This window comes from Klebsiella sp. 141162 (assembly GCF_050600755.1).
In the GTDB taxonomy this organism is placed as follows: domain Bacteria; phylum Pseudomonadota; class Gammaproteobacteria; order Enterobacterales; family Enterobacteriaceae; genus Klebsiella; species Klebsiella aerogenes.
Genome location: NZ_JAQIRI010000004.1, coordinates 234,940 through 257,624 on the forward strand (window position 1 = coordinate 234,940; position 22,685 = coordinate 257,624).

The 22,685-nt window shown below is 57.8% G+C and carries 20 protein-coding genes; 10 read left to right on the plus strand and 10 right to left on the minus strand.

Translation table 11 applies throughout. The features are described 5' to 3' along the window. The first annotated feature begins 16 nt into the window (after window positions 1-16). From PGR23_RS14800 to PGR23_RS14810, 3 genes are all read left to right on the plus strand, one after another. Window positions 17-1,927 carry a BglG family transcription antiterminator gene (locus PGR23_RS14800; protein ID WP_396279995.1) on the plus strand — a complete coding sequence of 637 codons (1,911 nt, stop codon included), beginning with the start codon at window positions 17-19 and terminating at the stop codon, window positions 1,925-1,927. Between the two features lie 77 nt (window positions 1,928-2,004). Continuing rightward, window positions 2,005-2,247, plus strand: coding sequence for a type II toxin-antitoxin system RelB/DinJ family antitoxin (locus PGR23_RS14805; RefSeq protein ID WP_047046232.1), 243 nt, complete (start codon window positions 2,005-2,007; stop codon window positions 2,245-2,247). Further along, window positions 2,237-2,521, plus strand: a complete 285-nt coding sequence (locus PGR23_RS14810) for a type II toxin-antitoxin system RelE family toxin (RefSeq protein ID WP_315712385.1) — start codon at window positions 2,237-2,239, stop codon at window positions 2,519-2,521. The genes PGR23_RS14805 and PGR23_RS14810 overlap by 11 nt, the downstream gene beginning before the upstream one ends. A gap of 3 nt (window positions 2,522-2,524) precedes the next feature. Here the strand turns inward: PGR23_RS14810 and nrdG are convergent, their stop codons facing one another. The 3 genes from nrdG to PGR23_RS14825 all read right to left on the minus strand — a co-directional run bounded on the left by nrdG (window position 2,525) and on the right by PGR23_RS14825 (window position 6,700). Then, complete coding sequence (gene nrdG / locus PGR23_RS14815; protein ID WP_045386772.1) at window positions 2,525-2,989, minus strand: anaerobic ribonucleoside-triphosphate reductase-activating protein; 465 nt, start codon at window positions 2,987-2,989, stop codon at window positions 2,525-2,527. Between the two features lie 472 nt (window positions 2,990-3,461). Next, window positions 3,462-5,600 (minus strand): anaerobic ribonucleoside-triphosphate reductase, encoded by a 2,139-nt coding sequence (gene nrdD, locus PGR23_RS14820; RefSeq protein ID WP_047078412.1) that lies wholly within the window; start codon window positions 5,598-5,600, stop codon window positions 3,462-3,464. Window positions 5,601-5,956: 356 nt separating this feature from the next. Next, complete coding sequence (locus PGR23_RS14825; RefSeq protein WP_045394700.1) at window positions 5,957-6,700, minus strand: MurR/RpiR family transcriptional regulator; 744 nt, start codon at window positions 6,698-6,700, stop codon at window positions 5,957-5,959. A 261-nt stretch (window positions 6,701-6,961) separates the two neighbouring features. Here PGR23_RS14825 and PGR23_RS14830 point away from each other — a divergent pair, with 261 nt between their 5' ends. The 3 genes from PGR23_RS14830 to celB all read left to right on the plus strand — a co-directional run bounded on the left by PGR23_RS14830 (window position 6,962) and on the right by celB (window position 10,047). Then, window positions 6,962-7,270, plus strand: a complete 309-nt coding sequence (locus tag PGR23_RS14830) for a PTS sugar transporter subunit IIB (protein WP_020079792.1) — start codon at window positions 6,962-6,964, stop codon at window positions 7,268-7,270. 91 nt (window positions 7,271-7,361) lie between these two features. Next, window positions 7,362-8,669, plus strand: a complete 1,308-nt coding sequence (locus PGR23_RS14835) for a 6-phospho-beta-glucosidase (RefSeq protein ID WP_320896137.1) — start codon at window positions 7,362-7,364, stop codon at window positions 8,667-8,669. Window positions 8,670-8,694: 25 nt separating this feature from the next. Beyond that, window positions 8,695-10,047: a PTS cellobiose transporter subunit IIC gene (celB, locus tag PGR23_RS14840; protein WP_045378465.1), complete on the plus strand. Its 1,353-nt coding sequence runs from the start codon at window positions 8,695-8,697 to the stop codon at window positions 10,045-10,047. A gap of 56 nt (window positions 10,048-10,103) precedes the next feature. Here the strand turns inward: celB and treC are convergent, their stop codons facing one another. The 3 genes from treC to treR form a co-directional block, all read right to left on the minus strand. Then, a complete protein-coding gene (gene treC / locus PGR23_RS14845) occupies window positions 10,104-11,759 on the minus strand; it encodes an alpha,alpha-phosphotrehalase (protein ID WP_396279994.1) in 1,656 nt (551 codons plus the stop codon). Between the two features lie 51 nt (window positions 11,760-11,810). Beyond that, a complete protein-coding gene (gene treB / locus PGR23_RS14850; protein WP_045378471.1) occupies window positions 11,811-13,229 on the minus strand; it encodes a PTS trehalose transporter subunit IIBC in 1,419 nt (472 codons plus the stop codon). Between the two features lie 130 nt (window positions 13,230-13,359). Further along, complete coding sequence (treR, locus tag PGR23_RS14855; protein WP_045394704.1) at window positions 13,360-14,307, minus strand: trehalose operon repressor TreR; 948 nt, start codon at window positions 14,305-14,307, stop codon at window positions 13,360-13,362. Window positions 14,308-14,488: 181 nt separating this feature from the next. On the opposite strand from treR, the gene mgtL reads away from it, so the two are divergent. The 3 genes from mgtL (at window position 14,489) to PGR23_RS14870 (ending at window position 19,949) form a co-directional block, all read left to right on the plus strand. Then, the gene (gene mgtL / locus PGR23_RS14860) at window positions 14,489-14,542 is read left to right on the plus strand and encodes a mgtA regulatory leader peptide MgtL (RefSeq protein WP_219340445.1); all 54 of its coding nucleotides are present in this window, start codon (window positions 14,489-14,491) and stop codon (window positions 14,540-14,542) included. 146 nt (window positions 14,543-14,688) lie between these two features. Continuing rightward, window positions 14,689-17,397, plus strand: a complete 2,709-nt coding sequence (gene mgtA, locus PGR23_RS14865; protein WP_045394705.1) for a magnesium-translocating P-type ATPase — start codon at window positions 14,689-14,691, stop codon at window positions 17,395-17,397. A gap of 158 nt (window positions 17,398-17,555) precedes the next feature. Next, on the plus strand, window positions 17,556-19,949 hold the full coding sequence (locus tag PGR23_RS14870; RefSeq protein ID WP_396279993.1) for a beta-N-acetylhexosaminidase: 2,394 nt from the start codon (window positions 17,556-17,558) through the stop codon (window positions 19,947-19,949). 57 nt (window positions 19,950-20,006) lie between these two features. Here the strand turns inward: PGR23_RS14870 and ridA are convergent, their stop codons facing one another. The 4 genes from ridA to PGR23_RS14890 form a co-directional block, all read right to left on the minus strand. Beyond that, window positions 20,007-20,393 carry a 2-iminobutanoate/2-iminopropanoate deaminase gene (gene ridA, locus PGR23_RS14875; protein WP_020079786.1) on the minus strand — a complete coding sequence of 129 codons (387 nt, stop codon included), beginning with the start codon at window positions 20,391-20,393 and terminating at the stop codon, window positions 20,007-20,009. A 73-nt stretch (window positions 20,394-20,466) separates the two neighbouring features. Further along, on the minus strand, window positions 20,467-20,928 hold the full coding sequence (gene pyrI / locus PGR23_RS14880) for an aspartate carbamoyltransferase regulatory subunit (protein ID WP_015368555.1): 462 nt from the start codon (window positions 20,926-20,928) through the stop codon (window positions 20,467-20,469). A 13-nt stretch (window positions 20,929-20,941) separates the two neighbouring features. Further along, a complete protein-coding gene (gene pyrB / locus PGR23_RS14885) occupies window positions 20,942-21,877 on the minus strand; it encodes an aspartate carbamoyltransferase (RefSeq protein ID WP_045394707.1) in 936 nt (311 codons plus the stop codon). 36 nt (window positions 21,878-21,913) lie between these two features. Further along, window positions 21,914-22,048 carry a pyrBI operon leader peptide gene (locus PGR23_RS14890; protein ID WP_072201274.1) on the minus strand — a complete coding sequence of 45 codons (135 nt, stop codon included), beginning with the start codon at window positions 22,046-22,048 and terminating at the stop codon, window positions 21,914-21,916. A gap of 164 nt (window positions 22,049-22,212) precedes the next feature. Here PGR23_RS14890 and PGR23_RS14895 point away from each other — a divergent pair, with 164 nt between their 5' ends. Next, window positions 22,213-22,665, plus strand: coding sequence for a YhcH/YjgK/YiaL family protein (locus PGR23_RS14895; RefSeq protein WP_320482891.1), 453 nt, complete (start codon window positions 22,213-22,215; stop codon window positions 22,663-22,665). The last annotated feature ends 20 nt before the right edge of the window (window positions 22,666-22,685 follow it).

The following is a 22,685-nucleotide window of genomic DNA, read 5'->3' on the forward strand; positions in this document are numbered from 1 at the left end:
ACAACAAGGAACTGACATGCGATTTCCCAACCAACGCTTAGCGCAACTCTTCACCCTGCTGCGAAATGAAACGCTGCCGCAGGATGAACTGGCGCAGCGGCTGTCGGTTTCTACCCGTACCGTGCGCGCCGATATTACCGCGCTGAATGCGCTGCTGGCGCAGTATGGCGCGCAGTTTACGCTCAACCGCGGTAGCGGTTATCAGCTGAAGATTGACGATCGATCGCGTTTTCAGGCGCTGGAGGAGACGGCGCCGAAGACGCAACACGTGCCGCGTACCGCCCAGGAGCGCATCCACTTTTTGCTGGTGCGTTTCCTGACCTCGGCATTCTCTATCAAGCTGGAAGATCTGGCCGATGAATGGTTCATCAGCCGCGCCACGCTGCAGAATGATATGGTCGAGGTGCGCGAGCGCTTCCAGCGCTATCAGCTTACCCTCGAAACCCGCCCGCGCCACGGCATGAAGCTGTTCGGCAGCGAGGTATCGATTCGCGCCTGCCTGACCGATCTACTGTGGGAGCTGACGCTGCAGGGCGGCATTAATCCGTTGATTAGCGCCGAGGCGCTGGAAGCGGATGTCCCGGCGCAACTGGAGCCGGTGATGCAGGAGACGCTCACGCGGCATCATATTCGCCTCACCGATGTCGGCGAGCGTTTTATCTGCCTGTACGGCGCGGTCGTGGTACGCCGCGTTAGTGAAGGCTATCCGCTGGCCGATTTTAGCGCTGAAGATGTGGCGCAAAACGTCCGCGACGCCGCGCGCGACTTGGCGGGAGAGCTACAGCGGTTGGCCAGAAAACCCTTCTCGCCCGCCGAGGAAGAGTGGCTGTGCGTGCATATTGCCGCCCGCCAGGTACAGGATGTCGATCCGGAAACCATCAGCGCCGACGATGACGAAGCGCTGGTAAATTACATTCTGCGTTACATTAACAGCCAATATAACTATAACCTGCTGGAAGACGCCCAGCTGCACGCCGATCTGCTGACCCACATTAAGACCATGATCACCCGCGTGCGCTATCAGATAATGATCCCCAATCCGCTGCTCGATAACATCAAACAGCACTATCCGATGGCATGGGATATGACCCTCGCCGCGGTATCGAGCTGGGGCAAATACACGCCTTATACCATCAGCGAAAACGAAATCGGCTTTCTGGTGCTGCATATCGGCGTCGGGCTGGAACGCCACTACAACATCGGCTACCAGCGCCAGCCGCACGTGCTGCTGGTGTGCGATACCAGCAATGCGATGGTGCGGATGATCGAAGCGATCCTGCAGCGTAAATATCCGCAACTGGAGATCGCCGCCACCATTTCCCAGCGCGAGTACGAACAGCGAGAAGCGATCGATGAGGATTTTGTTATCTCAACGGTGCGGATCGGCGAAAAAGACAAACCGGTGGTGACCATTGCGCCGTTCCCCACCGATTACCAGTTAGATCAGATTGGCAAGTTGGTGCTGGTGGATCGCACCCGTCCGTGGATGTTGAATAAGTACTTCGATGCCGCCCACTTCCGGGTGATCGATAAGCCGATAGATCAGCAAACGCTGTTCGCCGAGCTGTGTCAGCAGCTGCAGCAGGAGGGTTTTGTCGATGCGGAGTTTCATGATTCGGTGGTCGAGCGTGAAGCGATCGTCAGTACCATGCTGGGCGATGGCATTGCGCTGCCGCACGCCCTCGGTCTGTTAGCGAAAAAGACGGTGGTCTATACCGTTATTGCTCCGCAGGGCATCGCCTGGGGCGACGAAATCGCCCATATCATCTTCCTGCTCGCTATCAGCAAGAGCGAGTATGAAGAGGCGATGGCGATCTACGATATTTTCGTGACGTTCCTGCGCGAGCGGGCCATGAGCCGCCTCGCCGCGACCCGCAGCTTCGATGAGTTTAAAACGGTGGCGATGGAGTGCGTCAGCCGCTTTTGAGAGGTGTTTTCCAGATTCGAATGTAATTCAAATGTAATGCTATACTGCATTACAAAATTCCCCTTTCTGGAGGCATAATGGCCACGCTCAATGTTCGACTGGACGATAAACTCAAAAAAGAGGCTTATGCCGTGCTGGAGAAACTCGATGTGACGCCAACGGAGGCGGTACGCTTGCTGTTTCAATACATTGCGGAAAATGGCCGCATGCCGGTGAAAAGTATGACCATCAGCGATGGCGAAGCGGCGTTGTTACGCACCGTTCGTGAGCGGCTGGAAAACCCACGGCCGGGGGTTAAGGTGAGTCTGGATGACCTATGAACTGGAGTTTGATCCACGAGCCTTGCGCGAATGGCAGAAGCTTGGCGAGACGGTCAAAAAACAGTTCAAAAATAAGCTCCAGCAGGTTGTGCAGAATCCGCGAATTGAGTCGGCCAGGCTGAGCGATTTGCCGGATTGCTACAAAACCAAGCTTAAGGCGTCAGGTTATCGGCTGGTGTATCAAGTACGAGATAGTGTGGTGGTGGTTTACGTTATTGCCATTGGCAAAAGAGAGAAAGCGGCCGTTTATCATCAGGCGAATAAACGGCTCTAAACGCTATCGCAAATGATGCACGACCTGGTTGCTGCTGCCGCGCCAGATAAGCGCCGGGTCTTTTAAATCCTGCACAAACTTACCGTCGACCAGCACGTTAATCAGGTTCACGACTTCCATCTGCTCAGCGTTCAGTTCATCAATCTTATAGCCGGTCCAGACCCAGATATCTTTACCGGGGCATTCGGCGCGTACGCGCTGCACCAGTTTGAGGATCTCCGCGACGTTTTGCGGATGCAGCGGATCGCCACCGGAGAGTGAAAGCCCCTGGCGTTTGATGCGGGTATCGTTGAGGTCGGCAATGATGCGGTCGGCCATCCCGGTCGTGAACGGCATGCCGGAATTCACCCGCCAGGTGCTTTTGTTGTAGCAGCCGGGGCACTCGTGGACGCAGCCGGAGACAAACAGGGTGCAGCGGGTGCCGGGGCCGTTGACGATGTCGACGGGGTAGTATTGGTGATAATTCATTTTCGCTTCTCAATTAACGTCATAGCGGCGTTGGCTGCGCTCACTCACCCCAGTCACGTACTGAATGTACGCTCCTGGAGATTCCTTCGTTTGCCGCCTTGCTCTGACGTTAATTGCTTTGCGAAAACGCAGGCGTGCGGCCATTTCCCGGCGTCGCTGCGCTCGGCCGGGCTACCAGGGGCTGATACCCTCACCCCGGCCCTCTCCCAAGGGGAGAGGGGGAAAACCAGCGCCGGGCTTGAACGGTTCCCACTCCCAAGGGGAGAGGGGGAAAACCAGCGCCGTGCTTGAACGGTTCCCTCTCCCACGGGGAGAGGGGGAAAACCAGCGCCGGGCTCAACGCCGTGCTCGAACGGTTCCCTCTCCCACGGGGAGAGGGGGAAAACCAGCGCCGGGCTTAATGCCGGGTTCGAACGGTTCCCTCTCCCTTGAGGGAGAGGGTTAGGGTGAGGGTGAGAACCCTGTGCAGAACTTAACCGATCTGCCCATTGCCCAGGTGCTTCACGCGGCGCTTCACTTCTTCCTGCTTGCCGGCGTTGAACGGACGCGCGTCCGGGCTGCCGAGATAACCGCATACCCGGCGGGTCACCGATACGCGGGCGGCGTCGTGGTTGCCGCATTTCGGGCAGGTAAAGCCCTTGCTGGTGCACTCGAACTCGCCGGTATACCCGCACTCGTAGCATTCATCGATCGGCGTATTGGTACCGTAATACGGTACGTGCTGATAGCTGTAATCCCATACGTCTTCCAGCGCCTTGAGGTTATGCTGGATATTCGGATATTCGCCGTAGCAAATGAAGCCGCCGTTGGCCAGCGGCGGATACGGCGCTTCAAAATCGATCTTGTCGTACGGGTTAACCTTCTTCTCGACGTCGAGATGGAAGCTGTTGGTGTAGTAGCCTTTTTCGGTCACGCCCGGTACCACGCCGAATTCGGCGGTATCGAGGCGGCAGAAGCGATCGCACAGGTTTTCGCTTGGCGTGCTGTACAGGCTGAAGCCGTAGCCGGTCTCTTTCTTCCACTGTTCAACGGCGTCGCGCAGACGCTGCACGATGGCGATGCCTTTTTCACGCAGCGCTTCGCTATCGTACATATGCTGATTGTTGTACAGCGCGTTGATGGTCTCGTGAATCCCGATGTAGCCCAGGGAGATAGACGCGCGGCCGTTTTTGAAAATTTCCGCGACGTCGTCGTCGGCTTTCAGACGTACGCCGCAGGCGCCTTCCATATACAGAATTGGCGCGACGCGGGCTTTCACCCCTTCCAGACGAGCTATACGGGTCATCAGCGCTTTGCGCGCCAGCAGCAGGCGCTCGTCCAGCAGCGTCCAGAAGGCGGCTTCGTCGCCTTTCGCTTCCAGCGCGATACGCGGCAGGTTCAGGCTGATAACGCCGAGGTTGTTGCGCCCATCATGTACTTGTTCGCCGTTCTCGTTTTCCCACACGCCGAGGAAACTGCGGCAGCCCATCGGCGTTTTAAACGACCCGGTAACTTTCACTACCTGATCGTAGTTGAGAATATCCGGGTACATGCGCTTGCTGGCGCACTCTAACGCCAGCTGTTTGATGTCATAGTTCGCATCGCCGAATTTATGGTTCAGGCCGTCGCGAATGGCGAAGACCAGTTTCGGGAATACCGCCGTTTTGCGGTTTTTGCCGAGACCGGCGATGCGGTTGCGCAGAATCGACTGCTGGATCAGGCGCGACTCCCAGCTGGTGCCGAGGCCAAAACCAAAGGTGACGAATGGCGTCTGGCCGTTGGCGGTATGCAGCGTGTTGACCTCATACTCCAGCGACTGGAACGCGTCGTAGCACTCTTTTTCGGTCCGCGTACGGGCATAGCCTTCGGCATCCGGGATCTGCCACTCTTCGGCAATTTTACGATGCTTTTTGAAGCTCTCGGTGACGAACGGCGCCAGCACTTCATCGATACGGTTAATGGTGGTGCCGCCGTAAATATGGCTGGCGACCTGGGCGATAATCTGCGCCGTGACCGCGGTGGCGGTAGAGATAGACTTCGGCGGCTCAATTTCGGCATTGCCCATTTTAAAGCCGTGCGTCAGCATGCCTTTCAGGTCGATCAGCATGCAGTTGAACATCGGGAAGAACGGCGAATAGTCGAGATCGTGGTAGTGGATCTCGCCGCGCTCGTGCGCCTGTACGACATCGCGCGGCAGCAGATGCTGACGGGCATAGTGTTTGGCCACGATACCGGCCAGCAGATCGCGCTGGGTCGGGATCACTTTACTGTCTTTGTTGGCGTTCTCGTTGAGCAGCGATGAGTTGGTTTGCTCGACCAGACCACGAATTTCCTGGTTCAGACGGCCGCGCTTTTCACGCTCGATATCGCGATCGTGGCGATATTCGATATAGGCGCGTGCCAGCTGTTTCCACGGGCCGGACATCAACTGGTTTTCCACGGCGGTCTGGATATCGTTGATATCGACCTGCGCGCGGCCCTGCATTTGCTGGCTAACGACTTCTGCGACGGTGGCGCAATAGTCTGCGTCATCGACTCCCGCTGCTTTAGCTGCACGCAGAATTGCTTCTTTAATGCGCTCTGACTTGAACGGCACTTTACAGCCATCACGTTTCATCACATGCGGTGTCATGATCACTCCATATATAGAACAGGTTATCCACAGAGGCGGAAGGTCTCCCAAAAGCGCGCCACGCTACGACTAGCGGCGTTTGCCTTCGGATCCGGCCCTTTTTATCCACATCTCATCACCGCCCAACAACGACAAGATATGGCGACATAATAGACGATTAATACAATATGTAGGGCCGGGGCGCATTTTAAGTTCTATATGTAGTGATTTGCATCAAAGATGTTTGCGATTTTATTGACCCAGAACAAGGTAAAAAGGTGAGAGTACGGATGATGGGCGCTGGCGTAAATGTAAATTTAGGCGCTTAAAATATAAGCAAAAATTGGGCCCGAACGCTAAAGGAACGGGCAAAACATTCAGGCTATCAATGTATCGTTAAGCAGATCGACCAGCAGTAGCAGGGCGTAGCGGGCATGTTGCGGGTTGGCGGGCAGCGGAAGCACGGCGCTGGCCATATCGGCCAGCGCATGCTGTTCCGGGGTCAGTGCGATAATCGTCACTCCCTGCGTACGCGCCTGCAGCGTCGCGCTCTGTAATACCGTACTGGCTTCGGCGGTGGCCAGCACCAGCAGTAGATGATCGTCGTTGAGGGTACTGGCGGTCATTCGCATCAGCGCCGCCTCCTGACAGAGATTAATCGCGATGCCGGATGGCAGCAGCTGGTGCTGCAGCAGCGCCGCCAGCGCCACGTCCTGGGCGCCGAGGGCGAAGCAATGCACCGCGCGAGCGCTCAGCAGGCGCGATTTGCACTTTTCCACCGCCGCTTCGGCGGTGTGCCCGAGCTGGCGGGTTAGCGTATCGCCGAGGCTGCTAAGTTTGTCGCGCCAGGCGACGGGCAGGGCGGCGCTATCCGGCGTGAGCCAGCTGGCGCGCCGTTCACTAGCCTGCGCCAGCTGTTTACGTAAATCACGAATATCATCACAGCCCACTGAACGGGCGAAGCGGGTGATGGTGGCCGGGCTGACCCCCGCGCTGGCGGCCAGTTCGTCAATGGAGGCGCTGGCGGTAAAGCTAAGATTTTCCAGAATAAAGGCGGCGACGCGCGACTCCTGAGCGCTAAAGCGGATCAATCCTTCCTGTAGCTGACCTACGATATCCATCCTGATGTTCCCTTTGGCAGTACCCGGAATTGAAAATATTTTTCACTTAGTGAATAGCCGTTTTTATAGCATCTGCGCAGGCGATTTCCTATATCTGGCGTCGATGTTTGGCATTGACATGAGGAAATAATGCGCAAAAATTGAGCCTCGATCACATCGGTGAAAATTATTTTCATATAGCCTTCACTATCACACAATATTAACAATATAGTCGCACAGGTCGTGAAGGCTGAAGCGATAAACATGCAAAGGGGAAGCGCAATGCCACGAATCGTACTCTGTTGTGCCGCAGGCATGTCGACCAGCATGCTGGTAAATAAAATGAAAGCGGAAGCCCAGCAGCGCGCGCTGGCGCTGGAAATCTACGCGGTGGCGGTGGCGGAATTTGAACGTGAACTGCCGAACGCCGATGTCATCCTCCTCGGACCGCAGGTCAAATACGAAGCCGGACGGCTAACCGCGCTGGCGGCGCCGCAGGGCAAAGCGGTAGCGGTGATCGATATGGCCGACTACGGCATGATGCGCGGCGCCGCGGTGCTGGATAAAGCGCTGGCCCTGCTCGAACGCTAATTTACTAATCCCGTTTTTTATCACCCTCACGTGCGGTCCTGGCGATCGCGCGCGGCGATCTGCATGCCGAAAAATGCGAATAGAGGTCACTATGCAAGCACTGAAAATCGCCGTTATCGGCGGCGGCAGCAGCTATACGCCGGAGCTTATTGAAGGGATTATCGTTCGTTATGAGCAGCTTCCGGTCACCGAGCTGGCGCTGGTGGATGTCGAATCCGGCAGGGAAAAGGTTGAGATCATTGCCGCGCTGACCCGGCGGATGTTGAAACATAAAGGGCTGGAGCAGGTGGCGGTCAGCGTCCACTTTACGCTCGACGAGGCGATCCGCGGCGCCAGCTTTGTGCTGACGCAGCTACGCGTCGGGCAACTGGCGGCGCGCGCCGCCGATGAACGGCTGGGTCTCAAATATCATCTATTGGGCCAGGAGACCACCGGCGTCGGCGGATTCGCCAAGGCGCTGCGGACGATCCCGGTGATCCTCGATGTTGCGCGCAAAGTGGAACAGCTGGCGCCGGAAGCGTTCATTCTTAACTTTACCAATCCGGCGGGGATCGTCACCGAGGCGGTCAGCCGCTATAGCAAGGCGAAGATCATCGGCCTGTGCAACGTACCGATCAACATGCAGCACATGATCGTCGGCATGTTGGGCGCGCAGGAGTCCGAAGTGAAGCTGCGCTTTGCCGGGCTCAACCATATGGTCTGGGTGCATAAGGTGCTACAGGGGCGCGAGGATGTCACCGGCAAAGTGATCGATATGCTGTGCGACGGTAAGGCGCTGTCGATGAATAACATTCAAGAACTGCCGTGGCCGGCGGAATTCCTCCGCGCGCTGAAGGCGATTCCGTGCCCTTATCATCGCTATTTCTGGCTGACGCCGGCGATGCTGGCGGAAGAGATTGCCGCAGCGAAAACCAAAGGTACCCGCGCCGAGCAGGTGATGAAGGTCGAGCAGGAGCTGTTTGCGCTGTACGCCGACCCGCAGCTGGAAGAAAAACCAGAGCAGCTGAGCTTTCGCGGCGGCGCTTACTACTCGGAAGTGGCCGTTGAGCTTATCAACGCGATTCACAACAACCTGGGCGCGGAGATGGTGGTAAACACCCGCAACAACGGCGCGATTCACGGCCTGGATGATGATGCGGTGGTGGAAACCAACAGCATTATCGATGCGCAAGGGGCACGGCCGCTGGCATTCGGCCCGCTGCCGCCGGCGATGAACGGCCTGACGCAGCAGGTGAAAGCCTTTGAACGGCTGACGATTGAAGCCGCGGTACACGGCTGCCGCGAGAGCGCGCTGCTGGCGCTGGTGGCTAACCCGCTGGTCGGTAACGTCACCGATGCCCAGGCGCTGCTGGATGAAGTGTTAACGATAAACCGTCAATGGCTGACGCAATTTAACTGACCGCTATTTCCCTCGGGAGCACACCATGTCGAATACAAGCTGGATTGAACGTTACGTCATGCCGGCGGCGCTGAAAATCGCCGGGCAAAAGCACGTCCTGTCGGTACGCGATGGCATCATTCTGAATATGCCGTTTATGCTGATTGGCTCGTTTTTCCTGATTTTCGCCTACCTGCCGATCCCCGGGTATGCCGACATGATGAGCGGCCTGTTTGGCGAGGTCTGGCGCGATAAAATGCTGTACCCGGTGAAAGCGACCTACGACATTATGGCGCTGATTTCCAGCTTCGGCATCGCCTATCGGCTGGCTGAGAAGTACCGCACTATCGACCCGCTGAGCGCCGGGGCGATGTCGCTGGTGGCCTTTGTGATGACTATCCCGCAAAACACCCTCTTTACCCCGGTACACGGCGCGGCGGAGGTGATTAAAGGAGTGATCCCGGTGAGCATGGTCGGCAGCCAGGGGCTGTTTGTCGCTATTGTTATTTCGCTGCTGTCGACGGAGATTTATCGTTTGGTCGCCAGTCGCAATCTCGTTATCCGCATGCCGGACGGCGTGCCGCCGGCAGTGGCGAAATCTTTCCTCGCTCTAATCCCCGGCTTCTGTGTTCTGGCGGTGGTGCTGGCGCTGCGCCTGGCGGTTGAGGCCTCGCCGTTCGGCGACATCAACAGCATGATCGCCACTTTGATCGGTATTCCGATGCATCACGTCGGCGGTACGCTGCCGGGGATGATTATTTCGGTGATTGTGATCGGTATTTTGTGGACGCTGGGCCTGCACGGCGACGCGATTGTGCTGGTATTTATCCAGCCGGTGTGGCTGTCGAATATGTCAGAGAACCTGACGGCCTTTCAGAACGGCCAGCCGATCCCGCATATTATTACCCAGCAATTTTACGACCTGTGGATTGCGCCCGGCGGCACCGGCGCGCTGCTGGGGCTGGTGATTTTTATGTTGCTGCGCAGCCGTAGTCAGCAGATGAAACAGCTGGGGAAAATTGCCGCGCCGGGAGCGTTGTTTAACATCAGCGAGCCGATGGTGTTTGGCATCCCGCTGGTGATGAACCCCTACTTCTTCCTGCCGTTTATTTTAACGCCGGTGCTGCTGGTGATCGTGTCCTATACCGCGATGGCGACCGGGCTGGTGGCGCCGCCGGCCGGAATCGCGCTGCCGTTCACCACGCCGATTTTCATCAGCGGCTATCTGGCGACCGGCGGCCATATTTCCGGCACCGTACTGCAGGTAGTGAATTTAACTATTTCGCTGGTGGTTTACTATCCGTTCTTCCGCGCCTGGGATCGGCTGAAGGCCAAAGAGGAGCATGCCTCAGCGCAGCCGCAGGAGAGCGTTATCCTTCCTGACGCTGACCGCGCGTAATCTCCAGTGCCACGAACCGGTAGCCCCGGTGAGCGTAGCGCCACCGGGGAAAAGCTTTACGCCTGCACCCACCATACCGCTTCGAACGGCCGCAGCGTCATTGCCGCCGGACGGTTGGCCGTTTCCGCATAGTTGCCAATCAGCGCCCGCCAGTCGCCGGACATCTCCGGCGGCTGCCACGGCTGGAACTCACGGCTCAGGTTGGCGGCCACCACCAGCGTCTGCCCCTGCCACTGGCGGCGATAACACCACAGCGACGGATGGTCCGGCAGCAGATCCTGATAATCACCCCAGGTCAGCACCGGCGTGGTTTTTCGCAGCGCGATCAGCTGCTGATAGGTGTAAAACACCGATTCCGGATCCGCCAGCGCCGCCTCGACGTTAATCTCGCGATAGTTATCCCCCAACGCGATCCAGGGTTCTCCATCGCTGAAGCCGCCGTTCTCGCCGTCGTGCCACGGCATCGGTGTGCGGCTATTATCACGCGATTTGCTGGCCAGAATCGCCAGCAGTTCATCCGGGCTTTGCCCCTGCGCCGCGCGCTCGATAAACATGTTATGGCTTTCCACGTCGCGATAATCGCTGATGTTGCTGAAATGCGGGTTGGTCATGCCAATCTCTTCGCCCTGATAGATATAGGGCGTGCCCTGCATGCCGTGCAGTACCATCGCCAGCATCTTCGCCGCCGGCACCCGGTACTCGCCCTCGTCGCCGAAGCGCGACACGATGCGCGGCTGATCGTGGTTACACCAGAACAGCGCATTCCACGCCCGGTTATGCATCCCTTGCTGCCAGTGGCGGAATAGCGCTTTCAGCGCCACGTAGTCCGGACGGGCGAGGGTCCATTTTTCGCCGCCGGGATAATCGACTTTTAAGTGATGAAAATTAAACGTCATCGACAGTTCGCGTCCGTCCAGCGCGGCGTATTGCTGGCAGTGCTCAAGCGAAGTGGAAGACATTTCGCCGACGGTCATCAGGCCACGAGGGGTAAAGACATCGCGGCTCATTTCCCGCAGGAATTCGTGAACCCGCGGGCCATCGGTGTAGAAGCGACGTCCATCGCCAACGGTATCGGACGGGAAGTCCTGCTCCTTGGAGATAAGATTGATGACATCAAGGCGCAGGCCATCAACGCCGCGATCGGCCCAGAACTCGCAGACTTTTTTCAGCTCGGCGCGTACCGCCGGGTTTTCCCAGTTGAGATCCGCCTGCTCGGTGGCGAAAAGATGCAAATAATACTGTTCGCTTTCCGCATGCCACTGCCAGGTGTTACCGCCGAATTTCGAACGCCAGTTATTCGGCAATGTTCCCGGCTCGCCGTCGCGCCAGATATAGAACTGGCGATACGGGCTCGCCTTATTTAACGACTGGATGAACCATTCGTGTTCCGTCGAGGTATGGTTAAACACCATATCCAGCACGATGCGGATACCGCGCGCTTTCGCTCCGGCGACCAGTTGGTCGAAATCTTCCAGCGTGCCGTAAGAGGGATCGATAGCGGTGTAGTTCGCCACGTCATAGCCGTTATCCACCTGCGGCGAGACGTAGAACGGCGTCAGCCAGATAGCGTCGACGCCGAGCTTTTGCAGGTAGTCGAGACGGGCGGTGACGCCGCGTAAATCGCCGGTACCGCTGCCGGTGGTGTCCTGAAAACTCTTCGGGTAGATTTGATAAATAACGCCGTTTTGCCACCAGCGGGGAAGGGTATTCATATTACGTTCCTGCGAATAAAGGGGGCGCAAGCGGCGCCCCGAAAGAAGACGTTAGATAATCTGCAAGGTGCCCTGACGGTACTTGCGTTGATAAACCACGGTGGTGAGGATAATCGGCACTACCACGGCGATGGCCATCGCCGTGGCGTAGACCTGCCAGTAGCTTGGCTGAATCGACAGGATGCCCGGCAGGCCGCCGACGCCGATGCCATTCGCCAGCACGCCGTTCAGGCCGCACAGTAGGCCCGCAAGGCCGGATCCGACCATCGCGCACAGCATCGGGAAGCGGTACTTTAGGTTGATGCCGTACATCGCCGGTTCGGTGACCCCGAGATAGGCGGAGATCGCCGCGGGTACCGAGATTTCGCGTTCATTCTGTTTACGGCTGGCAATAATAATGCCGACCACCGCCGACGCCTGAGCAATATTCGACAGCGCAATCAGCGGCCATACCGGCGTGCCGCCCATGCTTTGAATCATCTGCATATCGATAGCGAGGGTGGTCTGATGTACGCCGGTTATCACCAGCGGCGCATACAGGAAGCCGAACAGCGCAGCGCCGATCGGCGCGAAGCTGCCGGTTAACAAGTGGCGTACCGCGAAGGCCACGCCGTCGCCAATCAGACGACCAAACGGGCCGATAAAAGCGTGAGCGAGGAACACCGCCAGAATCAACGAGCACACCGGCACCACCACCAGATAGAGGTAGTCAGGCACGATACGCTTGAGGCGCGTTTCGATAAAGCCCAGCGCCAGCCCCGCCAGCAGAGCCGGGATCACCTGCGCCTGATAGCCGACTTTCGCAATGGTAAACAGGCCGAAGTTCCACACTTCCGGTACCTGCTGGCCGAGCAGGTAAGCGTTCATCAACTGCGGAGAGACCAGCGTGACGCCAAGCACGATCCCGAGGATCGGCGTGCCGCCCATTTTCTTCACCGCTGACCAGCAGATCCCCACCGGCAGATAGAAGAAGATAGCCTCGCCAATCAGCCACAAGAAGTCATAAATCGTTTTCAACGACGGGTGCATTTGCGCCAGCGTCTGGCCGTTGCTCATCGGCAGATCGCCGATGACGTTACGGAAACCGAGGATCAGACCGCCGCTGATCAGCGCCGGCAGGAGCGGGAAAAAGATCTCGGCAAAGTGCGAGATCAACCGTTCGTGCCACTTCATGTTTTGCCGCGCGGCCTGTTTGGCCTGCTCTTTGTCGGCGGACGCCTGGCCGGTGGTGGCCAGCAGCGCCTTATAGTAATCGCCGACTTCGGTGCCGATGACCACCTGGAACTGCCCGGCGTTAGTGAAGCATCCCTTCACCATGCGCAACTGCTCAATATCTTTCGGTTTGGCGATGGCCGGATCGTTCAGCACAAAGCGCAAACGGGTAATACAGTGGCTGACGGTGGCAATGTTGCCGCGCCCGCCCACCAGTTCGATCAGTTTATCGATGTCCTGCTGGTTTACTTTGCTCATGATGAAGCCTCAAAAACAGAGGGGAGAGATGCCGTTTTTACCTTGCATGCATCCTAACCGTTCCGTTGGGAATGCAAAATGGGAACGTTCCCGAAACTCGGCGAAGATCACATAAATCGCCCGAACGAGATTAATTCAGGGCAGCGGGAATGACGATTTGGCGGGGTTCGGCGTGGCCGGCGATCTGGTCGATCAGCTGCTGCGCCGCCTGGCGTCCGGCTTCGGCGTAGCCGGGATCGACGGTGAGGATCTCCGGATGCAGAAACTTCATCAGCGGCGTGCTGCCGACGCTGGCGAGTTGTAGCGTGTCGATACGCTGTTCCTGTAGATATTTACTGGCGCCGAGAGCGAGAGTATCGGTGGCGCAGACCAGCGCGCGGGTCTCGGGCGTCAGTACGCTGGCAACGCTTTCATAACCCTGCTTCATCGCCAGTCCCGGCAGGGCAGCGGTCGGCGTGAGCTTCTTTTGCGCGCAGAAATCGAGATAAGCCTGATGACGGCGTTCCCCGGTGGTAACATCGCTGTGCGGCACGCCGAGGAAACTTATATGCCGGTGTCCGCGTTCATAGAGACGCTGCATCAGTAACTTGATCGCGCCATGATCGTCATAACACACCGAAGCGAAACCGGGAGCGTCGCGCGCCAGCAGCACCAGCGTTTCGCGCCACGGCGCGAGCATCTCCTCGCGAATACCGGTAAAGCCGAACAGTACCACGCCGTCGATATTGCGCCGGGCGAGCATGCCCAGATGTTCTTCCACCAGCGCCGGAGAAAACTGGCTCTCCATCATGATCGGATCGTAGCCCTGCTGATAAAAGGCGGGCAGCATGGTTTGCACCGCTAAATTTTCCGACAGCGAATCCAGACGGGTGACGATAATCGCCACCACCTTATCGCTCTGACCACGCATGGCGCGGGCGGAGCGGGAAGGGGAGAAACCGTGCTGCTGCATCACCGCTTCCACCCGTTCGCGGGTGCGCTCGCTGACGCCGCTTTCGTTATTCAGCACGCGCGACACCGTCGATTTTCCGACGCCGCTTAAACGCGCGATATCTTTGATTGTTAGCCGGTTTTGCATACGGGGTTCTCGCCGTCGTCCGATTTGAGTGAGTCTAATGCTACTCAACGAATCCTCAATGAGCAAAGACTGGTTGAGGTCCGGTTTAGTTGCCGGACGGTATGATAGCCATAATAGCCACAAATAGTTTCCTGGTCGCGGTATACTCCGCGCCGTCTTGAGTTACTTACCGGAGAATTTTATGGACCCCGATCCCACTCCTCATCCTCGATGGAGCAACCTTTCTTTCCGGTAAGCCTGTTTAGCACTGCTTTACCGGAAAGCGTAAAGCAGTGACGTCCACGATGTCCCTGCCCTATAAAAATAATGCCTGACAGGTAAGGCTTTGCCACGCCTGTTGGCAACGCTGCGTTCGCTCGCGCGAGCGCGGAGGGACTGTTTATGCTGAAAAATTTTACCCGGCAGCTGTTCGCGCAGCTTAGCCGTCATTTACCCCATCGTTTGATCCAGCGCGATCCGCTGCCCGACGCCCGTAACCTGGCCAGCGCGCCGATCCCGGATTCACTCGGCAAGCGCTGTCTGGACGTGGCGGCCATGGATGAGCATGAAATCTGGCGCGCGTTCGACAGCCACCCTGAAGGGCTGAACGACGTCGAAGTGGCGGCGAAAATCGCCCTGCACGGCGATAACCAAATCCCGGCGCAGAAGCCGTCGCCGTGGTGGGTTCATCTGTGGACCTGCTATCGCAACCCGTTCAACCTGCTGTTGACGGTGCTCGGCATCGTCTCCTATTCCACTGAAGATTTGTTCGCCGCGGGCGTTATCGCGCTGATGGTCGGCATTTCGACGCTGCTTAACTTCATCCAGGAAGCGCGCTCGACCAAAGCGGCGGATGCGCTGAAGGCGATGGTCAGCAATACCGCCACGGTGCTGCGGGTTATCAACGAGCAGGGCGAGAGCCGCTGGCTCGAACTGCCTATCGACCAACTGGTGCCGGGCGATATCGTCAGGCTGTCGGCGGGAGATATGATCCCGGCGGACCTGCGCATCATTGTGGCGCGCGACCTGTTTGTCGCTCAGGCCTCGCTGACCGGCGAATCGCTGCCGGTTGAAAAAGTCGCGCGCACCCGCGATCCGCTACAAACCAATCCGCTGGAATGTGACACCCTGTGCTTTATGGGGACCAACGTGGTGAGCGGCTCGGCGCAGGCCATCGTCTACGCCACCGGCGGCAACACCTGGTTCGGCCAGCTTGCCGGGCGCGTCAGCGAGCAGGAAAGCGAGCCGAACGCCTTTCAGAAAGGCATTAGCCGGGTCAGCATGCTGCTGATCCGCTTTATGCTGGTGATGGCGCCGGTGGTGCTGTTGATCAACGGCTACACCAAAGGCGACTGGTGGGAAGCGGCGCTGTTCGCGCTGTCGGTGGCGGTCGGCCTGACGCCGGAGATGCTGCCGATGATCGTCACCTCGACGCTGGCGCGCGGGGCGGTGAAGCTGTCAAAACAAAAGGTGATTGTCAAACACCTCGACGCCATTCAAAACTTTGGCGCGATGGATATCCTCTGCACCGATAAAACCGGCACCCTGACCCAGGACAAAATCGTGCTGGAGAACCACACCGATGTTTCCGGTAAATCCAGCGAGAGAGTCCTGCACACCGCCTGGCTCAATAGCCATTACCAGACGGGGCTTAAAAACCTGCTCGACACCGCGGTGCTGGAAGGCGTGGAGCTGGATGCCGCTCGCGGTCTCGCGGAGCGCTGGCAGAAGGTGGATGAGATCCCGTTTGATTTTGAACGTCGCCGCATGTCGGTGGTGGTGAAAGAGCAGGACGACGCGCATCAGCTGATCTGTAAAGGGGCGCTGCAGGAGATCCTCAACGTCTCGACCCAGGTGCGCTACAACGGCGAAATCGTACCACTGGACGAGACCATGCTGCGCCGTATTCGCCGGGTGACTGATACCCTGAACCGTCAGGGGCTGCGAGTGGTGGCGGTGGCGACCAAATACCTGCCGGCGCGGGAAGGCGACTATCAGCGTGCGGATGAATCCGACCTGATCCTCGAAGGCTACATCGCCTTTCTCGATCCGCCGAAAGAGACTACCGCCCCGGCGCTGAAAGCGCTGAAGGCCAGCGGCATTACGGTGAAAATCCTCACCGGCGACAGCGAACTGGTGGCGGCGAAAGTGTGTCATGAAGTGGGTCTGGATGCGGGCGAAGTGGTGATTGGCAGCCAGATTGAAGCCATGAGCGACGACGAACTGGCGGCGCTGGCGAAACGCACCACGCTGTTCGCGCGCCTGGCGCCGCTGCATAAAGAGCGCATCGTGACGCTGCTGAAACGCGAAGGTCACGTGGTGGGTTTTATGGGTGACGGTATTAACGACGCCCCGGCGCTACGCGCGGCGGATATTGGCATTTCCGTTGACGGCGCGGTAGATATCGCCCGCGAGGCGGCGGATATCATTCTGCTGGAAAAAAGCCTGATGGTACTGGAAGAGGGGGTTATCGAAGGCCGCCGCACCTTCGCCAACATGCTCAAGTACATCAAAATGACCGCCAGCTCCAACTTCGGCAACGTCTTCAGCGTGCTGGTGGCCAGCGCCTTCCTGCCGTTCCTGCCGATGCTGCCGCTGCACCTGTTGATTCAGAACCTGCTGTACGATGTCTCCCAGGTGGCGATTCCGTTCGATAACGTCGACGATGAGCAGATCCGTAAACCGCAGCGCTGGAACCCGGCCGATCTCGGGCGTTTTATGGTCTTCTTCGGGCCGATCAGCTCGATTTTCGATATCCTCACCTTCAGCCTGATGTGGTGGGTGTTCCACGCCAACAGCGTCGAGATGCAGACCCTGTTTCAGTCCGGCTGGTTTATTGAAGGGCTGCTGTCGCAGACGCTGATTGTGCATATGATCCGTACCCGCCGCATTCCGTTCGTCCAGAGCCGCGCCGCGTGGCCGCTGTTCGCGATGACGCTGCTGGTGATGGCGGTGGGTATCGCGCTGCCGTTCTCGCCGCTGGCAGGCTACCTGCAGCTGCAGGCGCTGCCGCTCAGCTATTTCCCATGGCTGGTGGCGATTCTGGCGGGTTACATGGTGTTGACCCAGACCGTTAAAGGCTTCTACAGCCGTCGTTACGGCTGGCAGTAGAGGTTTCGCCCCTTTGCCGCCGGGCAGAGGGGCTTACCGGTATTTCTCTTAAATCTCATCAAGTTGTGAAGCCCGTCATCGCCATGTATTGACGCAATTTTGTGCGCATGTTAACCCAATGTTTTGCTTTTTTTGGCCCGTCATAAAAAGGAACATTGATGATTAACACCGTACGTTACAGTCTGCTGACCGGCGGAATATTACTGAGCAGCATGGCGCTTGCCGCCCCGGCGGGCGATCTGCCGCTGATGCCGTGGCCCGCCCATGTGGAGCGCCCGCAGGCGCAGGGGGCGTTGGCGCTAAATAATCAGCTGACGATCAACGTCAGCGGCGACGATCTTGGCGAGGCGGCAACTCGCTGGCGCGAACGTCTTGCGCGGCAAACCGGCTGGACGCTCCAGCCGCAGACGGCGCCGGTGAAAAGCCTAACCATTAACGTGATCGTCAGTAAAAAAGTGCCTTTCCTGCCGCAGCCGGATAGCGACGAAAGCTATCAGCTAACCGTTAACGCAGACGGCGCGACCCTGAAAGCCAATACGCGTTTTGGCGCGCTGCGCGGCATGGAAACGCTGCTACAGCTGGTACAAAACGGTCCTGACGGCACCACCATTCCTTATGTCGCCATTGACGATGCGCCGCGCTTCCCGTGGCGTGGACTGCTGCTGGATTCCGCCCGTCACTTTATGCCGCTGTCGGCGATCAAACGGCAGATTGACGGTATGGCGGCGGCGAAGCTTAACGTACTGCACTGGCATCTGACCGACGATCAGGGCTGGCGTTTCGCCTCCAGCCGCTATCCGAAGCTGCAGCAGCAGGCCAGCGACGGCCTGTTTTATACCCAGGCGCAGATGAAAGACATTGTGCGTTACGCGGCTGAACGCGGTATTCGCGTGGTGCCGGAAATCGATATGCCGGGCCACGCCTCGGCGATCGCCGTGGCTTATCCGGAACTGATGAGCGCGCCGGGGCCTTACGCGATGGAGCGCCACTGGGGCGTGCTGAAACCGGTACTCGACCCAACAAAAGAGGCCACCTACGCGTTTGCCGAGGCGATGGTCAGCGAACTGGCGGCTATCTTCCCCGATCCGTATCTGCATATCGGCGGTGATGAAGTCGATGACAGCCAGTGGCGCGCCAATCCGGCCATTCAGAAATTCCTCAAAGAGAAGGGGCTGGCGGACAGCCACGCGCTACAGGCGTACTTCAACCGGCGCCTGGAGAAGCTGCTCGAGAAACATCACCGGCAGATGGTCGGCTGGGATGAGATCTACCACCCTGATTTACCGAAGAGCATTCTCATCCAGTCCTGGCAGGGGCAGGACGCATTAGGCGACGTCGCCAAACACGGCTATCGCGGTATTCTCTCCACCGGTTTTTACCTCGACCAGCCGCAGTACACCGCCTATCACTATCGTAATGAAATTATCCCGCAGGGGCTTAACGGCGTGGATACGATTACCGATAGCGACAGCGCCCAGAGCTGGCAGTTTTCGATGCCGCGGCTGAAGGGCAGCGCGGTTGAGGGCAGCTTTACGCTGGTAAAAGGCGATAGCGGCTGGCGAGGGTTTATTGATTTTAAAGGGAAATCACGGCGTGCCGTGCAGGAGATTGAATGGCTCGGCGACAATCAGGTTACGTTCCGCGTCGATACCTGGATGGGCGAAACCCGCCCGGTGCTGACCATTAACGATGACAAGCTCGCAGGTTACTTCCTGCTTGGCAACACCCGTTATCCCATTGACGGCAAGCGGCTGGATGCCGTACCGCAGGGCATTCAGCCGACGCTGCCCGACGCGCAGCAACAGAAGAATCTGCTCGGCGGCGAGGCGGCGCTGTGGGCGGAAAACGTCGCCGCGCCGGTCATCGATATCAAGCTGTGGCCGCGGGCTTTTGCAGTAGCGGAGCGGTTGTGGTCGGCCGAGGACGTCAAAGACAGCGACAATATGTATCAGCGCCTGCAGGCGATGGACAGCTGGTCAACGGTCTCCGTCGGCCTGCAGCAGCACGCTCAGCAGTTGGAGCAGTTCACCCGCCTGGCGAACAGCAGCCATACGCTGGCGTTGCAGATCCTCGCCGAGGCGCTGGAGCCGGCGCATTACTACACGCGTCAGCATCTCAAGTTCCAGGCGAACAATTACCATCAATTTGAACCGCTTAACCGGCTGGCCGATGCGCTGCCGGCGGAGAGCGACACCGTACGCAGCCTGAACCAGTGGGCGGAGCGGCTAATCAGCGATGCCGAAGACACTGAGAGCGCCGATGCGCTGCGCCACGTCTTTACCCGCTGGCAGAACAACAGCGGCGATGTGCTGGCGCTGACCGACAATAACTATCAGCTGGCGGCGATTAAACCGGTGGTGCAGCAGGTTGATAAGCTGGCGAGCCTCGGGCTGCGCTTGACCGATCTGGTGGCGCGGCAGGGAACGCTGGACGATAAAGAGTACGCCTCAATCCAGGCGCAGCTGGATACGGCTGCGAAAACCCAGGATGAGCTGGTGATTGCGGCGGTCTATCCGCTGGAGAAACTGCTGCGGGCAACGAAGATAAAATAGGGTATTTCCCTCACCCCGTGGATGACGCAAGCGCCTGGGGTGAGGGCAGAGAAGCGCTTAGCGACGGATCGCGATAGCTTCAATCTCAATCTTCACATCTTTAGGCAGACGCGCGACTTCTACGCAGGAACGCGCCGGGAAAGTGGCGTTATGCTCGGTGAAGAACGCTTCATACGCGGCATTCACGGTGGCGAAATCATTCAGATCTTTCACGAAAACGGTGGTTTTCACGATATCGCCCACTTTCAGGCCAGCGGCTTCAACGATAGCTTTTACGTTGTCCAGGGACTGACGCGCCTGCGCGGCGACATCTTCCGGCACGCTGCCGGTTTTCGGGTCTACTGGGATCTGGCCGGAAGTGATGATCATGCTACCCAGATCAACACCTTGTACATATGGGCCGATAGCTGCTGGTGCCTTTTCCGTCGCAATAGTTTTGCTCATAATATCTCCAGATGAACTGCAGTAATTAGGTCGTAGCCATTATAGGGAGGGCCGGTATTAATACCAACCGCAATTAGTTGGCCAGCACCACATAATGGGAAAACTCTTTTTCACAGTATTTGCATTTGAGTGCAATGTCATCGGCGCGTTTTTTCACTGCGAAACTCGACGAAACCGGCTCAGCGTGACTGATGCAGTTGCTGTTCGGGCAGACCAGCACACTGTTGATGCGCTCCGGCAGGCTCGGGCGGGATTTGCCCACTACTTCGTAATCATCGATACGGTTAACCGTTGCGTCCGGCGCATACAGCGCCAGCTGATTGACCTGCTCATCGGTCAGAAAGGTGTTCTCGATTTTAATCAAATCTTTACGGCCCATCTCACCGGATGGCAGGTTCAGGCCGATGGTGATGCGCTGGTCGGTTTCGGTCAGCTTGAACAAGGTCAACAGTTTGAAGCCGACCTGGGCCGGGATATGGTCGATCACGGTGCCGCGCTTAATGGCTTCTACCTGCAGTTTATTGTCGTGTGTCATCTCTCATTCCCCCTTACTGTGCCAGCTCGCTATTCAATACCAGTGCCAGTAACGCCTGGCGGGCGAAGATGCCGTTGCCGGCCTGCTGGAAGTACCAGGCGTGCGGCGTTTTATCGACATCGGTGGTGATTTCATCAACGCGCGGCAGCGGGTGCAGCACTTTCATATTGGCGCGTGCGCCTTCGAGATCCGCGGCGCGCAGTATGAACTGCGCCTTCACGTTGGCGTATTCCGACGGGTCCAGACGCTCTTTCTGCACGCGAGTCATATACAGAATATCGACCTCTGCCATCACTTCGTCGATGGCGCTATGCAGGCTCCAGGCGATGCCTTTTTCATCCAGCATATCGAGAATATATTGCGGCATCGCCAGCGCGTCCGGGGCGATGAAGTAAAAGCGGTTGCCGTTGAATTTGGCCAGCGCCTGGGTCAGCGAGTGTACGGTACGGCCATATTTCAGGTCGCCGACCATCGCGACATTAAGATTCTCAAGGCGGCCCTGAGTTTCCTGAATGGTGAACAGGTCGAGCAGGGTTTGTGTCGGATGCTGATTGGCGCCGTCGCCGGCGTTGAGAATCGGCACGCCGCCGGAGAATTCGGTTGCCAGACGCGCGGCGCCTTCTTGCGGATGGCGCATCACGATAGCATCGACGTAGGTGCTGATAACCGAAATGGTGTCGGCCAGGGTTTCGCCTTTCTTACCGAGCGAGGTGTTGCTGCTGTCGGAGAAGCCGACCACGCTGGCGCCGAGGCGGTGCATGGAGGTTTCAAAAGAGAGGCGAGTACGGGTGGAGGCTTCAAAGAAACAGCTGGCGATAACCTTATGCTTCAGCAGCTCGGGTTGCGGATTGGCTTTCAGCTTTGCGGCCGTCGCCAGCACCAGTTCGAGGTCTTCGCGGCTGAGATCGTTTATGGAAATGATATGTTTTTGATATAGCGGGTTAGCCATGCTTATCTCCTGACGCCTGAGCAAAAAAAAAGCCCCTTAAATAAGGGGCTTCGAGAATTCATTGAGCAACGGAAAGAAAAACGCCAGGCCAGCGCCTGCTTTCAGACGCGGTAAGACACAGCAATGTCGTACGCAATTGACCATATTTCCTCCCGGCAAAACGGCTGGCATTATACGCAGCTTTGATGAGCAATCAAGCGATTAATCCACAATCAGGGAAACGTTTGCCTGCGAAGGCTGCGCCAGCGCAAAAAACCGCGATAAAAATGTGGTCTGGCAGTGGTAAGCGGCGTATAAAACCAAAATGAAAAGCTGTTTTATATTTGAGGGTTCTTATGCTTATCGGCAATATTCATCATCTGCAATCCTGGCTGCCGGACGCGCTGCGTCAGGCGATTGAGCATGTTAAGGCTCACGTCAACGAGGCGACGCCGCTCGGCAAGCACGATATCGACGGCAACAATCTGTTCTATCTGATTTCTGAAGACAGCACCGAACCGCAGGCCGAACGTCGCGCCGAGTATCACGCCAGCTATCTGGATATCCAGATTGTGCTGCGTGGTCAGGAAGGGATGACTTTCAGCACCTTACCGGCAGGCGAGCCGCAGACTGACTGGCTGGCGGACAAAGACATCGCCTTCCTCGCCGAGGGAGCGCAGGAGAAAACCGTTATCCTTAACGAGGGGGATTTTGTGGTGTTTTATCCAGGCGAAGTGCATAAACCGCTCTGTGCGGTCGGGGCGCCGGCGAAGGTGCGTAAAGCGGTGGTGAAGGTATTGATGGCTTAAAACGGGTAGCCCGGATACGC

Bases quoted from the DNA above. Each gene is read 5' to 3' on its own strand.
- treC (WP_396279994.1), bottom strand. From the start codon at position 11,759: ATGAATACCCTTCCCCGCTGGTGGCAAAACGGCGTTATTTATCAAATC.
- nrdG (WP_045386772.1), bottom strand. From the start codon at position 2,989: ATGAATTATCACCAATACTACCCCGTCGACATCGTCAACGGCCCCGGC.
- PGR23_RS14830 (WP_020079792.1), top strand. From the start codon at position 6,962: ATGCCACGAATCGTACTCTGTTGTGCCGCAGGCATGTCGACCAGCATG.
- pyrI (WP_015368555.1), bottom strand. From the start codon at position 20,928: ATGACACACGACAATAAACTGCAGGTAGAAGCCATTAAGCGCGGCACC.
- PGR23_RS14890 (WP_072201274.1), bottom strand. From the start codon at position 22,048: ATGCCAGCCGTTTTGCCGGGAGGAAATATGGTCAATTGCGTACGACAT.
- ridA (WP_020079786.1), bottom strand. From the start codon at position 20,393: ATGAGCAAAACTATTGCGACGGAAAAGGCACCAGCAGCTATCGGCCCA.
- treB (WP_045378471.1), bottom strand. From the start codon at position 13,229: ATGAGCAAAGTAAACCAGCAGGACATCGATAAACTGATCGAACTGGTG.
- mgtA (WP_045394705.1), top strand. From the start codon at position 14,689: ATGCTGAAAAATTTTACCCGGCAGCTGTTCGCGCAGCTTAGCCGTCAT.
- treR (WP_045394704.1), bottom strand. From the start codon at position 14,307: ATGCAAAACCGGCTAACAATCAAAGATATCGCGCGTTTAAGCGGCGTC.
- PGR23_RS14825 (WP_045394700.1), bottom strand. From the start codon at position 6,700: ATGGATATCGTAGGTCAGCTACAGGAAGGATTGATCCGCTTTAGCGCT.
- PGR23_RS14810 (WP_315712385.1), top strand. From the start codon at position 2,237: ATGACCTATGAACTGGAGTTTGATCCACGAGCCTTGCGCGAATGGCAG.
- PGR23_RS14800 (WP_396279995.1), top strand. From the start codon at position 17: ATGCGATTTCCCAACCAACGCTTAGCGCAACTCTTCACCCTGCTGCGA.
- PGR23_RS14870 (WP_396279993.1), top strand. From the start codon at position 17,556: ATGATTAACACCGTACGTTACAGTCTGCTGACCGGCGGAATATTACTG.
- celB (WP_045378465.1), top strand. From the start codon at position 8,695: ATGTCGAATACAAGCTGGATTGAACGTTACGTCATGCCGGCGGCGCTG.
- pyrB (WP_045394707.1), bottom strand. From the start codon at position 21,877: ATGGCTAACCCGCTATATCAAAAACATATCATTTCCATAAACGATCTC.
- PGR23_RS14805 (WP_047046232.1), top strand. From the start codon at position 2,005: ATGGCCACGCTCAATGTTCGACTGGACGATAAACTCAAAAAAGAGGCT.
- nrdD (WP_047078412.1), bottom strand. From the start codon at position 5,600: ATGACACCGCATGTGATGAAACGTGATGGCTGTAAAGTGCCGTTCAAG.
- PGR23_RS14895 (WP_320482891.1), top strand. From the start codon at position 22,213: ATGCTTATCGGCAATATTCATCATCTGCAATCCTGGCTGCCGGACGCG.
- PGR23_RS14835 (WP_320896137.1), top strand. From the start codon at position 7,362: ATGCAAGCACTGAAAATCGCCGTTATCGGCGGCGGCAGCAGCTATACG.